Here is a 13,421-nt window from a genome sequence, read left to right as displayed (position 1 = left end):
AAAGTACAGGGTATTACACGGCCTAGAATAAATCTAAGAACACTGCGTTCATTGAAATTTGATATTCCAGATCTTAAAGAACAACAAGAAATCGTCCGCCGTGTCGAACAACTCTTCGCCTGGGCCGACACAATCGAAAAGCAGGTCAACAGCGCCCTGACCCATGTCAACAGCCTCACCCAGTCGATCCTGGCGAAAGCCTTCCGCGGCGAGTTGACCGCCCAGTGGCGTGCGGAAAACCCAAGTCTTATCAGCGGTGAAAACAGCGCTGCCGCCCTGCTGGAAAAAATTAAGGCCGAACGCGCCGCCAGCGGCGGTAAAAAAACCTCGCGTAAAAAAGCCTGACGCTTATTTTCAAGCGCGCCTGACCGGTGCGCTTTTTTACACTTCATCCTTCAAGCTGCCTCGTCGTTGGCTGCGTTCGCTTACCCCAGTCACGTATTTATATACGCTCCTGGGGACTCGTTCTCTTGCCGCCTTGATGCAACTCGAATGATTTTGTGTATATTATTTTTCGCAATCATAACCGTCAAAAATATATCCAGTTCCTTCCTGAATATTCCTATTACAGTCTATTTTCAGCTGGACTTTTCTTTTATTTACTGATGTTATGTACAGGTATTTAGCGCGATATGGCCGTGCGGGAACACGGCCATATCGCTCATCACAATCACTATTTTCAAGGAATAGCCATCATGACTACCGTCCATTCTATTGCAGAATTCACCGATCCAGAAGTCTCCCCGGCAAATAATCGCGCCGCCACCGTCAGTTATGCGAGCCGCTTTGAAGATCACCAGCATATTCCGGCGATTATCATGAAAGGCCAGTGGCTGGAAGCCGCCGGTTTTGCCACCGGCACCAAAATCGATATCAAAGTGATGGAAGGCTGTATCGTACTGACCGTGAAACCACCAGAGCCTGAGCTGGTTGAGTCTTTACGGCAAGTAAGCAAGCTGTCAGTATGTAAACAAAAGCAAGTTCAAACGTTTATCCGCGTGATTTCTTCTAAATAGGCAGGAAACCCAGGTGCGATTTAATTCGTACCTGGGTTGCAGTATCAGGCATCAATCTCGTCTGTTGCTGTCTCTAATTCAGCAACATCATCCTGACTAATATTTTTCCCCATTGCCGCTTCGATCAATTTCAGCAATTGTTTTTTTCGATCGGCAAAAAATGCCTCGAAACTATCCTGCCGTAACAACGAAGGCTCAATAAAGTGGCTGCGTAGGATCGCATCCATCTCGGCATTCTCCAGACCGACCTGCGGATGCGTCTGGATCTGCGACAGATACTCAGCCGGAGATCTCCCACCAATCATTCGGTTGGCCTTATAGGAGATTGATGTTTTATTAATGATAGAGTTATACACTGCTGGACTAATATTATTAGTCTCGCACCATATCTTTGGGAAAATATGGTGAATATCAAGTGCAATCTCACCATAATCTAACTTTTGGATCGTCGACTTCCAGAAAAAGTCTTGAGCACCATTGCGTAGGATCAACACGCTTAGCGCTTTATACGCGGCGCTCAATCGGGAGCGTAACGTCAATAAACGCCCAGGCTGGAATGAGGCTTCATAAATCGTCCGGGGCTCTTCACCTTCCCCCTCAATCCAGTTTAATAACTCTTCCACATCATTCGCAATACGCGTTTCTACCGCGCCGCCGTAGAGCTCGCCCAATACGCCACACCAGAACCAGCGCGCCAGTTTGTCATAAATTTTGGGCTCCAGCCAATTGCCTTGTAATTGCGATAACACTGCCGCCAGCGGCACAAGCTGCGTACGATAAGGCAGATCCCATGAGTGCATAAAACATTCATGATGGAGAAATTTAGCGGCAAGTAAGAAGCCTTTTTCCACATCGTCGGCCCAGCAATGATAATCTTCAAGAGAAAGCGCTAATACTGAAACTCGTTTAGCACTTACTGCAGTAACTGATTTCCCTGTCTTCCCTTCGGCCAGATCGGCACGCCGTTTTTTTAGCGTATTCAATATGCTGATAGCCTGTAAAAAGTCAGTCGGCTCTACGCCCTGTAGGATAGCTTCTTTATTCAGTACATTTCGGCGGCCAAATTTTTGACGCAAATTACTGCCAAACCAGTCATCCCGAAGATTAAACCCATCAGCCGCAAAACTGGCGGTCACCAGTTCAAATACGGATAGTGGAACACCACCGGTATTAACCTTTTCAAACACCAGGCAAACGGCCTCTTTGCTAGTTGATTTACCCAATTTAATAACAGGCAGCAAATAGTTCCTAAAGGCATTCAGAATTTTTTCACGGAACTGCATATAAGTGAAAAACTTTTCTTGTGAACACTTATATAAATGACTTTCCCATGCATCAGAGTTGATAATTTGGTTACAAGGGAAAAATAATGCTTCGCACTCTTTTTGCACGGTAGAAAAATCCATTTCAACCGTTTCCCCAAATGAGTTAACAAAAGTTTTTATATCACGACCAAAATTCATCGTTACTTTTTTAGACTTTTCAACAGAAATAAAAGCTTCATCAAGCCTATTGTCCAGAGCGGCCTCAATATCAATATAATAAAAACGGTCTATCTGCTTTCCTTTCTCGTTAAAAGTCTTAACGGGCGTATCCAGCATCAGGACTTGAGTCAAGGATGTTAAACGTTGCTGGCCATCCAGAATCAACATCTCAGGCTCGGTTTTCTGCAATTCTACATTTTCAACGGGACGCACCTGGAAGCGAACTTCTCCCCCAGTCTCCAGCAGCATAACCGCACCAACGGGAAAAGAACGGGCAATACTGACCAGCAAAGACCGGACATGCTCATCATCCCATACCCATCCTCTCTGGAAATCAGGCAACTGTACCCGTCCATCAGTAATCTGCCCCAGGATATCTTTTAAAGCAATTTTCGTCGTGTCAAACGTACTCATTCTGGCGCTCCTGCCATTTTCTCTTTTCAAATTAATAAATTACCACAAATAACATATCCTCAGACTCAATTTTATGCTTTCTGATTCTACTCTGTGCAGTATCATACCCGGTAATATGAAATTCAGGAGGGATCCATGAGCGATATCCAGCTTTTCCGCCTCGGTGGCGGGAAAGTACAAGAACTGCCGGGCAAAGCCGCAGCCATTGAAAAAGATCTGCAAATGCTGATCGAATCCCATATGGAAACGTTCCTTGGCGTCCGCTTTCTCGAGACCGAATACCACACGGGTAAAACCCATCGTGGGCGAATTGATTCCCTCGGCCTCGACGAAAATAACTGCCCGGTGATTATTGAATATAAGCGCCACAGCAATGAAAACGTCATTAACCAGGGGCTGTTTTATCTCGACTGGCTGCTCGATCATAAAGCGGAATTTCAGTTGCTGGTGATGGAAAAAATAAGTAAAACCGCGGCCAAAGCCATTGACTGGTCCGGCACACGGTTAATCTGTATTGCCGCCGATTTTAATAAATACGACGAACATGCCGTTCAGCAAATCAACCGCAATATCAACCTGATTCGCTACAAGCTTTTTGCCGACGACCTGTTAATGCTGGAACTGGTTAACGCCGTGGTCGAAAATAGCCCTCAGCACATCATCGCGAACGGTTCCGTCAGCAGCGGTAAACGCCATACCCGCACGCAGCGCGAACAGCTCTCTTCAGCCTCTCCCGCGCTGCTTTCATTATATGAACAGCTAAAAAGCTATGTGCTGTCACTCAGTGATGAGGTTCAGTTTAAAGAGCTTAAGCTCTATGACGCCTTCCGCCTCATTCGTAACTTTCTGTGCGTGGCCGTTTATCCCGTGACCGACCCACACCTACGCCTGTGGCTGAAAATTAATCCACAGCATATCCAGCTTGAAGAAGGATTTAGCCGGGACGTCACAAACATTGGCCACTGGGGAACCGGCGACGTCGAATTGATTGTGCGTAACGAACACGATCTGGATAAAGCCAAACTGCTGATCGAGAAAGCCTGGCAGGAAAATTAGCGTTCCCGGATATCCGCCTACTGGAGAGGTTAAGATAAGATTATCCAGCCTTTCCAGTTTTACTGGCTCTTATCTGTTATTCCACATCCTTCCTTTCCAACCCAATATCCCTTAACTGCTCGTCACTCATTCGTCGCAGCGCCTGACAGGCCCGCTTACGCAGCCACCACCTTTTTAGCGCCCGTCTGAGCTGCACAAAGCCAATGAATGGTTGTCTGGGGCGGTTCTCGTAAAATTCCATACCAGCCTCCGCATAGAACAGAAAATGCGGGCATCATGAATGTCTGTACAAACAATACCGGGATAAAAAGCACGGTTAGTGCAACGTGGATAAATAAGGAGGGCGATTGAGGGTGTTTTGTTCGCTTATTTCGTTCAGATTTAAGATCCGCGTCCTTCGCTGCAAAAAAGCCAGGCCCCTCCCGTTTTCAGAGGGGCAACAGGGATTAGCGGCGCACCACTACCAGCTTCTGGTTTACAAACTCCTTAATCCCCAGATCCGATAGCTCGCGTCCGAAGCCCGAACGCTTAACGCCGCCGAACGGCAGCTCCGCTGCGGTGTCGGTCAGCCAGTTGATATAAACCATCCCGGTTTCAATCCGGGAGGCCATGCGTTTAGCGCGCTCGATATCCTGACTAAACACCGCGCCGCCCAGGCCGTAGTGGGAATCGTTGGCGAGTTTTACCGCCTCGTCATCGCCTTTCACCACATACATCTGCGCCACCGGGCCGAAGAACTCTTCAAAGTACGCCGGATTGTCACGCGTAATGTGGGTCAGAATGGTCGGCTCAAAGAAGTTGCCTTTGCTCTCCAGCGGCTTGCCACCAACGTGCAGCGTCGCGCCATTTTTCACCGCTTCCTCGACCTGTCTGGTCAATGTTTCCAGCGCATCTTTCGACGACAGCGGCCCCAGTTCGGTAGAAGCGTCCATCTGATCCCCCACCTTCACCTTCCTGAACGCCTCGGTGAACTGGCTGAGGAATTGATCGGCGATTTTCTCATGCAGGATAAAGCGCTTCGCCGCCGTACATACCTGCCCCGCATTAGTGAGCCGTGCCTGTACGCCAATTTTCACCGCTTTCTCAAGATCGGCATCATCCAGCACGACGAACACATCGTTCCCGCCCAGTTCCAGCGTCGATTTTTTAATGTGCTTCGCCGCCTGTGCCGCCACGGCGCTCCCTGCTTTTTCAGATCCGGTCAGCGCCGCGCCCTGCACGCGCGGGTCGGCGATGATGTTCGCCACCTGATCGGAGGAAATAAACAGGTTGGTCCATGCGCCTTCCGGCGCGCCGGCTTCGCGCACCAGATGGGCAAACGTCTCGGCGCAGTGCGGTACGATGCTGGCATGTTTCGCCAGCACCGGGTTACCAGCGGCCAGGTTCGGCGCCAGCACACGCATCAACTGATAGTACGGGAAGTTCCACGGCTCAACGGCCATGATGACGCCAATCGGATGATGTTCTACCCACGCGTCGCCAAACTCGGTTTTATAAGGCACCGGGGCAAGAAACTGCTTCGCGTTATCCGCATAATAGCGAGCGATCTGCGCACACAGTTTGACTTCGCCACGGCTCTGCTCGATGAGCTTGCCCATCTCCTGGCTGGCGATTTTTGCCAGTTCTTCAACACGGCTGTCGATCAAGTCAGCCAGCTTATGCAGTACCGGCAGACGTTGGTCAATCTCTCCTTTGGACCAGTCGGAGTGATAGAGCGCGTCAGCTTTTTGCAGCGCGGCTTCAATATCCGCGTCCGTGTGGGGGGGATACTCTTTAATGAGCTGATTATTGGCAGGATTCACTGTCTGGTAAGCCATATCACATGTCTCCTTGTTATCGTCATTAAGGCAGCCGTAAATGCCGCTCAGAACAATAAGGGTAGTAGAGATGGCTGGCGCTATCGGTAAAGTTCGGTATATTCGTGAGGTTATCAGCGATAATTATAGAGAGCGTTGCCCGGCGGGCACCGGGCCTGCAACATTCAGACTGGAACCGCGTTAGTGGCTAACATCCTGAAGCTCTTCAGCCGTAAGGCCGGTGAACCGCTGGACAGTCTCGCGGTCAAGTCCGTCCGCCAGCATCTGTCTGGCGATACGCAATACGGCAACATGCTGACCTTTTTCCAGCCCTTTTTCTAATCCTTCTGCTAATCCTTCCTCCAGACCAACCTGTCTTCCTTGCCGTTCCCCTTTTCTGCGATCCGCTGCGCGGATCCTCTCTATCAGCGTCATCAGTCTCTCCTTAGTGTGCGGGACATGCCCTACCACATCACGAATAAACGTGGTGAAACGAGGCGTATGTCCGTGCTGAATCATAAGATAATTAAACAGCGCTTTAAGCTGCCTGTCATTAGCGCAACCAGTAACTAACAGCGAAGCAATCCGTTCAACCAGTCCCAGCAGGTCGCGCTGGCGGATATGTTTTTGAATGAGCTCCAGCAGCGCAATACGGCGGTGCTGCATAATGTCATCATCCGATACCACCGTAATGTCGACCAGCGGAAAGGCAGCGGCATAGAGTCTTCTTGCCACTTCCGGGTTCGCAAACTCATCCAGCCAGCACAGCGAAAAAGGATACGGGCTATCAACACCGTGATAAAACAGCATCGGCACCACCAGCGGAAGATGCTTATGCCCCGCATCCAGATGCTGTTGCATTGCCGCCATCGCATACCGCATCAGCCGAAACGCCATATGCGCATCCGGCGTGCTCTGATGTTCAATCACGACATAGATATAACCGTCGCCCTCGCGCGTTTTCAGCGACCAAAGCACATCGGAATAATAGGCTCGCAGATTTTTTTCAATAAAACTGCCGGGCTCCAGCTTTAGCGTCCGCAGGTCGCAAAGCTGGCGTAACGACACCGGCAGATGAATCTCCATAAAATCGCGTGCGGTTTCCGGGTGGCGCAAAAAGGTTTTAAACACCGCATCATGCGGTGTTGAGGTCGTCGATTTTTTCATGGCGCTCCGTCACCCCCTAACCAGGATGCTGCGACTCTACCTCCTGAAAATTCCTTTCTCATCCGTACCTTTTCAGCATTGCGAGGCGCGACGGAAGATAAATCCTGTTATCTGTAATGCATATGCATTTTCGGAACTGAACACGCAAAATGCCAGTCTGCGCGCCCTGCCTTTATCTTTATTAACCAGACAAACTCTTTTGATTAACATCAAAATTTAATTACACTTAATGTGTATATTTTCCGTGCAACGTAAATTTCCCGAGGTGTGATGTGCTGATTGTTATCTGTAATCGCCACACGTTCTGACGAGATTCAGAACGCGTCTTTTCCTGTCTGTGTTTTCACCGGCAGCGTTTTTGATTACATGAAATTCAGTACATCCGCAGCCGCTGTTTCTATCGCCTGCCTGACGTCACGATGACGGTATTGAGTTTCGCTGTCCCATCATGGGGTTCTCCGACATGGAGCGCATTTTTTATGCAACGGATTATTCAGTTTTTCTCCCAACGCGCCACAACGTTATTTTTCCCGATGGCGCTGATTTTGTACGATTTTGCCGCCTATCTGACGACGGATCTGATTCAGCCTGGCATCATTAACGTCGTGCGCGATTTTAATGCTGACGTCAGTCTTGCGCCGGCCTCGGTCAGTCTCTATCTGGCGGGCGGAATGGCGTTGCAATGGCTTCTGGGGCCGCTATCCGACAGGATTGGCCGCCGGCCAGTGCTGATTGCAGGGGCATTAATTTTTACTCTCGCCTGCGCGGCAACGCTGTTGACGACCTCAATGACACAGTTTCTGGTTGCCCGTTTTGTGCAGGGCACCAGCATTTGCTTTATCGCAACGGTCGGCTACGTCACGGTACAGGAGGCCTTCGGTCAAACCAAAGCCATTAAGCTGATGGCGATTATTACCTCCATTGTGCTGGTCGCTCCGGTTATCGGCCCGCTCTCCGGCGCGGCGCTGATGCACTTCGTTCACTGGAAGGTACTGTTCGGTATTATTGCGGTGATGGGACTGTTGGCGTTGTGCGGCCTGCTGCTGGCGATGCCAGAAACGGTGCAACGCGGCGCGGTGCCGTTCAGCGCGGTGAGCGTACTGCGCGATTTTCGTAATGTGTTTCGCAACCCGATTTTTCTCACCGGGGCGGCGACGCTGTCGTTGAGCTACATCCCGATGATGAGCTGGGTGGCGGTGTCGCCGGTGATCCTGATCGATGCCGGCGGGATGAGTACTTCGCAATTCGCCTGGGCGCAGGTGCCCGTATTCGGCGCGGTGATCGTGGCCAATATGATCGTTGTGCGCCTGGTGAAAGATCCGACCCGACCGCGTTTTATCTGGCGCGCCGTACCAATTCAGTTAAGCGGGCTGGCGACATTGCTCCTCGGTAATCTTCTTCTGCCGCACGTCTGGCTTTGGTCTGTGCTGGGCACCAGCCTGTACGCGTTCGGCATTGGCATGATTTTCCCGACGCTGTTTCGCTTCACGCTTTTCTCCAACAACTTGCCAAAAGGGACCGTTTCAGCCTCGCTGAACATGGTGATTCTGACGGTGATGGCGGTGTCGGTCGAAGTTGGCCGCTGGCTGTGGTTTCACGGCGGGAGACTGCCGTTTCACCTGCTGGCAGCGGTGGCCGGGGTGATTGTGGTCTTCACTCTGGCGACACTATTACAGCGCGTGCGCCAGCATGAGGCGGCAGAACTGGCCGCTGAGAAGTAACTACTCTGCCGGATAGAGGCTTATCCGGCACAGGATAATCTGATGTTTTTTGCACGTTCCTGCCGTCTGGCTCTATCCTTAACCCTATGAATAAAATCGCCGAACTCAAACGCGCCAAACGCCTGGCGCTCTCACTGTTGCTGATAGCCGCCGCGACGTTTGTAACCACGCTTTTCCTGCCGCCCAGTTTCTGGGTGCTGGGCGTAAAAGCTATTGCCGAAGCGGCGATGGTTGGCGCGCTGGCGGACTGGTTTGCCGTGGTGGCGCTGTTTCGCCGCATCCCCATTCCGTTTATTTCACGACATACGGCGATTATTCCCCGTAACAAAGACCGAATCGGCGAAAATCTTGGGCAATTTGTGCAGGAGAAGTTCCTTGATACGCAGTCGCTGATCGCACTAATCCGCCGCCATGAACCCGCGCTGCTTATCGGAAACTGGTTCAGCCAGCCGGACAACGCCAGCCGGGTCGGGCAGCATCTGCTGCAAATTATGAGCGGCTTTCTGGAACTGACCGATGACGCCCGTATTCAGCGGCTGCTCAAGCGAGCGGTACATAAGGCGATTGATAAAGTGGATCTTTCCGGCACCAGCGCCCTGATGCTGGAAAGCATGACCAAAAACGATCGTCACCAGGTGTTACTCGATACGCTGATCGCCCAGCTTATCGCCCTGTTACAGCGTGACAGCTCCCGAACATTTATCGCCAGACAGATCATACGCTGGCTGGAGACCGAACATCCGTTAAAAGCGAAGATTCTGCCGACCGAATGGCTGGGAGAACACAGCGCTGAACTGGTCTCCGACGCGGTAAATTCTCTGCTGGATGATATCAGTCACGACCGCGCGCATCAGATTCGTCATGCCTTCGATCGCGCGACGTATAAGCTGATCGATAAACTTAAACATGATCCGGAAATGGCTGCCCGGGCAGAAAACATTAAAAGTTACCTGAAGGAAGATGAGGCGTTTAACCGTTATCTCGGCGAGATCTGGGCGGATCTACGCCAGTGGTTAAAAACAGATATCAACGCCGAAGACTCGAAGGTAAAGCAGCGCATCGCTCATGCCGGACAATGGTTTGGCGAGACGCTGATCGCCGACGACGCATTACGCGCCTCGCTTAACGGTCATCTGGAACAGGCCGCGCACCGGGTCGCGCCGGAATTCGCCGCCTTCCTGACGCGCCACATCAGCGATACCGTAAAAGGCTGGGATGCGCGCGATATGTCGCAGCAGATTGAGCTTAATATCGGTAAAGATTTGCAGTTTATCCGCGTGAACGGCACGCTGGTCGGCGGCGCTATCGGTCTGGTGTTATATTTACTGTCGCAAATACCGGCACTGCTCAGTATCTAAGAAGGGGAAGGCGCAATTCTCGTTCAGATTAACAGCCAAACCCCACACGTGGGAGGCATTAATTTAATGCCATTTCCCACCGATGCCCCTCTTCTCAATCCGTTATTCGCCTGCGCTTCACTTTCTTTTCTTGCAAATTTGAAACATTAATTTTACTTTTTATTATCATTTACAACAACAATCCGGCATTCCTGCCTTACTTGAGCAGAGAGAAATACCATGGTTCAGGGTCAGATCGCTTCACCTCGCCATCCCATTTTTACGGCGCTTTTCGGTATGATGGTATTAACGCTGGGAATGGGAATTGGCCGCTTTCTGTATACCCCCATGCTGCCGGTAATGCTGGCGGAAAAGCAGCTAACGTTTAACCAACTCTCCTGGATTGCCAGCGCCAATTATGCAGGGTACCTGGCGGGAAGCTTACTGTTTTCCTTTGGCCTTTTTCATCTCCCCTCTCGTCTACGCCCCATGCTGCTGGCTTCGGCGGTCGCCACCTGTATTCTTATTCTGTCTATGGCGATATTTACTCAGCCCGCGGTCGTCATGTTGGTGCGCTTCCTGGCAGGCGTCGCGAGTGCGGGAATGATGATTTTTGGATCAATGATTGTGTTGCATCATACCCGCCATCCGTTTGTGATCGCCGCGCTCTTTTCCGGCGTCGGGGCCGGGATTGCACTGGGCAACGAATATGTCATTGGCGGTTTACATTATGCGCTTTCGGCCCATTCGCTATGGCTGGGGGCCGGAGCGCTCGCCGGTATATTGCTATTAATCGTGGCAATGTTGATTCCCCCCCGCGCTCATGCGCTGCCGCCTGCGCCCTTAGCAAGAATCGAAAATCAGCCTATGCCCTGGTGGCAACTGGCGCTATTGTACGGTTTCGCCGGATTCGGCTACATCATTGTCGCCACCTATTTGCCGCTGATGGCGAAAAGCGCGGGCTCTCCGCTACTCACGGCGCACCTTTGGTCGTTGGTCGGCCTGGCGATCATTCCCGGCTGCTTCGGCTGGCTGTGGGCGGCAAAACATTGGGGCGTCCTGCCATGCCTGACCGCGAACCTGTTGATCCAGAGCGCCTGCGTACTGCTGTCTCTCGCCAGCGACTCGCTGTTGCTGTTAATACTGAGCAGTATTGGTTTTGGCGCCACGTTTATGGGCACAACCTCGCTGGTGATGCCGCTTGCCCGACAGCTCAGCGCGCCGGGTAATATTAATTTGTTAGGCCTGGTGACGCTAACGTATGGTATTGGGCAAATTCTCGGTCCGCTCGCCGCCAGTCTGTCAGGCAATGGCGCGTCGGCAATTATCAACGCCACGCTTTGCGGCGCCGCGGCGCTCTTTTTTGCCGCGCTGATCAGCGCCGCACAGCAGATAAAACAAAAACGGTTTGTGATACGTGAATAAGCGGTAGAGTAAACCCGCGCTATCTGCACCGGGTTGTATCTTTAACGCTGTTCGCGGCGCAATGCGGATCTGTTTTTTAATAGCACATCCTCAACACGTTATTTCAAGGTAAAGATGCCACTAAAAACTATACTTATTCTATGGTTATTAGTGCTATCAATCTGCCTATTATTTTATATACCCTTCCTACTTCAAGTGGCTTCTGTGTTGGCTACGGATTACCCGGCCCATCCATGGGCCTCGCCCTGACGGGCCGTTGCTCACCCCAGTTACATCGTTATCTATGCTCCCGGGGACTTACTCCCTTGCCGCCTTTACGCAACTCGAATTATTTTGGCTATATATTCCATTATGATGATTATCGCTTCCTCTCAAATCATCACAATTATAAATAAATCACATCATGAAATTAATTCGATTATTCGTTTTTTATTATCTGCCCGCAGGATTCTTAGGGCGCAAGCTGATCCATCAGCGGCTACTGACCTGACTGTGACAATTCCTCTTAAGGCGTGAAAAATTACAGTAAAAAAGTAAAATTTAGGTTAAAAAATCCTATTTTTTAACAACGATAATTAAGTGGCGTGAAATTGACTAACGTCAAATTTATTCCCCCTTTTTCCTGCTCCCGGCTCCGGCCTGCGTCAACACCTGTTTCTTTGCTTTTTTACCGCGCGTTATACCGTCCACGGTTCCCCGCGCCTCCGGCAGTAGCGAGGATGGTGATTTTTCGCGCTGCTATGCAAGAAACGCATAGCACGATACATACTTGCATTTTGTCCTTACCCTTATGGCTGATAAGGTCTTTCTGTTTCGGGCTTTTTGGCCTGTGGCTACAACCAACACATCATCAAAAAAATTCGGGGATCGCTATGGCGCAACAAGTGGACGGGGCGGCCATGCCGCTTGATACAGAAAAGGTCGGGATAAAGGGATACCTGGCGTTTTTTCTCACCATTATTTTCTTTTCCGGCGTATTTTCCGGAAGCGAAGGCTGGTGGCGCGTTTTTGATTTTACCGTACTCAACGGGTCATTCGGTCATGTGACCGGTACGCAGACCTTTCGCGGCGCGGGCGGAACGGGCGCGAAAGATGGCTTCCTTTTTGCGCTGGAGCTGGCACCGTCGGTTATCCTTTCTCTGGGTATCATCGCGATTACGGATGGACTGGGCGGTCTGCGGGCGGCGCAGCAATTGATGACACCCATCCTGAAACCATTGCTTGGCATTCCCGGCATTTGCTCACTGGCGCTGATCGCCAACCTGCAAAATACCGACGCCGCGGCGGGTATGACCAAAGAGCTGGCGCAGGAAGGTGAAATCACCGAACGCGATAAAGTGATTTTTGCCGCCTGGCAGACCAGCGGCAGCGCTATTATCACCAACTATTTCTCCTCCGGCGTTGCGGTATTCGCCTTTCTGGGAACGTCAGTCATCATTCCGCTGGTGGTCATTCTGCTATTCAAATTTATCGGCGCAAACCTTTTGCGCGTCTGGATTAACATCGAAGAACGCCGTCACCCTGCGCAAGGAGCCCAATCATGACGACTCAGGTACGTAAGAATGTCATGGATATGTTTATCGATGGCGCACGCCGCGGTTTTACCATCGCCACGACCAACCTGTTACCCAATGTGGTCATGGCATTTGTCATTATTCAGGCGCTGAAAATTACCGGTCTGCTCGACTGGGTAGGCCATATCTGCCAGCCCGTGATGGCGTTGTGGGGGCTTCCTGGCGAAGCGGCTACGGTGCTTCTGGCTTCGCTGATGAGTATGGGCGGCGCCGTTGGCGTGGCGGCCAGTCTGGCTACCGCCGGCGCGCTAAGCGGCCACGATGTTACCGTGCTACTGCCAGCCATTTACCTGATGGGAAACCCGGTACAGAATGTCGGCCGCTGTCTCGGTACTGCCGAAGTCAACGCCAAATATTACCCGCATATTATCGCAGTCTGCGCCATCAATGCGCTGCTGTCGATCTGGGTCATGCAGCTTATTGTTTAATAA

13 protein-coding genes are annotated in these 13,421 nt (G+C 51.2%); 9 read left to right on the top strand and 4 right to left on the bottom strand.

The window, feature by feature from the left end:
* Together ACLD4K_RS19855 and symE are read left to right on the top strand one after the other, a co-directional pair.
* A partial coding sequence (locus tag ACLD4K_RS19855; protein ID WP_411012383.1) for a restriction endonuclease subunit S occupies positions 1-345 on the top strand: 345 nt, incomplete at its 5' end.
* A gap of 350 nt (positions 346-695) precedes the next feature.
* The gene (gene symE, locus ACLD4K_RS19850) at positions 696-1,016 is read left to right on the top strand and encodes an endoribonuclease SymE (protein WP_411012382.1); all 321 of its coding nucleotides are present in this window, start codon (positions 696-698) and stop codon (positions 1,014-1,016) included.
* Positions 1,017-1,060: 44 nt separating this feature from the next.
* Here symE and ACLD4K_RS19845 read toward each other — a convergent pair whose 3' ends face one another.
* The gene (locus tag ACLD4K_RS19845) at positions 1,061-2,914 is read right to left on the bottom strand and encodes a DUF262 domain-containing protein (protein WP_411012381.1); all 1,854 of its coding nucleotides are present in this window, start codon (positions 2,912-2,914) and stop codon (positions 1,061-1,063) included.
* 135 nt (positions 2,915-3,049) lie between these two features.
* Between ACLD4K_RS19845 and ACLD4K_RS19840 the strand changes: the two genes are divergently transcribed.
* A complete protein-coding gene (locus ACLD4K_RS19840; RefSeq protein ID WP_076734670.1) occupies positions 3,050-3,970 on the top strand; it encodes a DUF5655 domain-containing protein in 921 nt (306 codons plus the stop codon).
* Between the two features lie 76 nt (positions 3,971-4,046).
* Here ACLD4K_RS19840 and yjiS read toward each other — a convergent pair whose 3' ends face one another.
* Positions 4,047-4,211: a DUF1127 domain-containing protein YjiS gene (yjiS, locus tag ACLD4K_RS19835; RefSeq protein ID WP_000397917.1), complete on the bottom strand. Its 165-nt coding sequence runs from the start codon at positions 4,209-4,211 to the stop codon at positions 4,047-4,049.
* Here yjiS and ACLD4K_RS19830 point away from each other — a divergent pair.
* Positions 4,178-4,321 (top strand): hypothetical protein, encoded by a 144-nt coding sequence (locus ACLD4K_RS19830; RefSeq protein ID WP_010989318.1) that lies wholly within the window; start codon positions 4,178-4,180, stop codon positions 4,319-4,321. The genes yjiS and ACLD4K_RS19830 overlap by 34 nt on opposite strands.
* A gap of 95 nt (positions 4,322-4,416) precedes the next feature.
* Here the strand turns inward: ACLD4K_RS19830 and ACLD4K_RS19825 are convergent, their stop codons facing one another.
* Positions 4,417-5,787 (bottom strand): NAD-dependent succinate-semialdehyde dehydrogenase, encoded by a 1,371-nt coding sequence (locus ACLD4K_RS19825; protein WP_411012380.1) that lies wholly within the window; start codon positions 5,785-5,787, stop codon positions 4,417-4,419.
* Between the two features lie 180 nt (positions 5,788-5,967).
* Complete coding sequence (locus tag ACLD4K_RS19820; protein ID WP_411012379.1) at positions 5,968-6,933, bottom strand: Rpn family recombination-promoting nuclease/putative transposase; 966 nt, start codon at positions 6,931-6,933, stop codon at positions 5,968-5,970.
* A 479-nt stretch (positions 6,934-7,412) separates the two neighbouring features.
* Here ACLD4K_RS19820 and mdtM point away from each other — a divergent pair, with 479 nt between their 5' ends.
* From mdtM to ACLD4K_RS19795, 5 genes are all read left to right on the top strand, one after another.
* Positions 7,413-8,654: a multidrug efflux MFS transporter MdtM gene (gene mdtM, locus ACLD4K_RS19815; protein WP_001188918.1), complete on the top strand. Its 1,242-nt coding sequence runs from the start codon at positions 7,413-7,415 to the stop codon at positions 8,652-8,654.
* Positions 8,655-8,740: 86 nt separating this feature from the next.
* Entirely contained in the window at positions 8,741-10,012 is a 1,272-nt protein-coding gene (locus ACLD4K_RS19810; RefSeq protein WP_001033033.1) for a DUF445 domain-containing protein, read from the top strand.
* A gap of 219 nt (positions 10,013-10,231) precedes the next feature.
* Positions 10,232-11,416, top strand: coding sequence for an MFS transporter (locus ACLD4K_RS19805; protein ID WP_411012378.1), 1,185 nt, complete (start codon positions 10,232-10,234; stop codon positions 11,414-11,416).
* Positions 11,417-12,288: 872 nt separating this feature from the next.
* The gene (locus tag ACLD4K_RS19800; protein WP_000068752.1) at positions 12,289-12,960 is read left to right on the top strand and encodes a nucleoside recognition domain-containing protein; all 672 of its coding nucleotides are present in this window, start codon (positions 12,289-12,291) and stop codon (positions 12,958-12,960) included.
* The gene (locus ACLD4K_RS19795) at positions 12,957-13,418 is read left to right on the top strand and encodes a YjiG family protein (RefSeq protein WP_000211979.1); all 462 of its coding nucleotides are present in this window, start codon (positions 12,957-12,959) and stop codon (positions 13,416-13,418) included. Before ACLD4K_RS19800 ends, ACLD4K_RS19795 begins: the two co-directional genes overlap by 4 nt.
* Positions 13,419-13,421 lie beyond the last annotated feature (3 nt).

The organism is Salmonella sp. 741265055_HSA (assembly GCF_046569525.1).
GTDB classification, from domain to species: domain Bacteria; phylum Pseudomonadota; class Gammaproteobacteria; order Enterobacterales; family Enterobacteriaceae; genus Salmonella; species Salmonella enterica.
The sequence above is the reverse complement of the archived record's forward strand: the minus strand, read 5'-3'. Positions and strand labels throughout refer to the sequence as shown.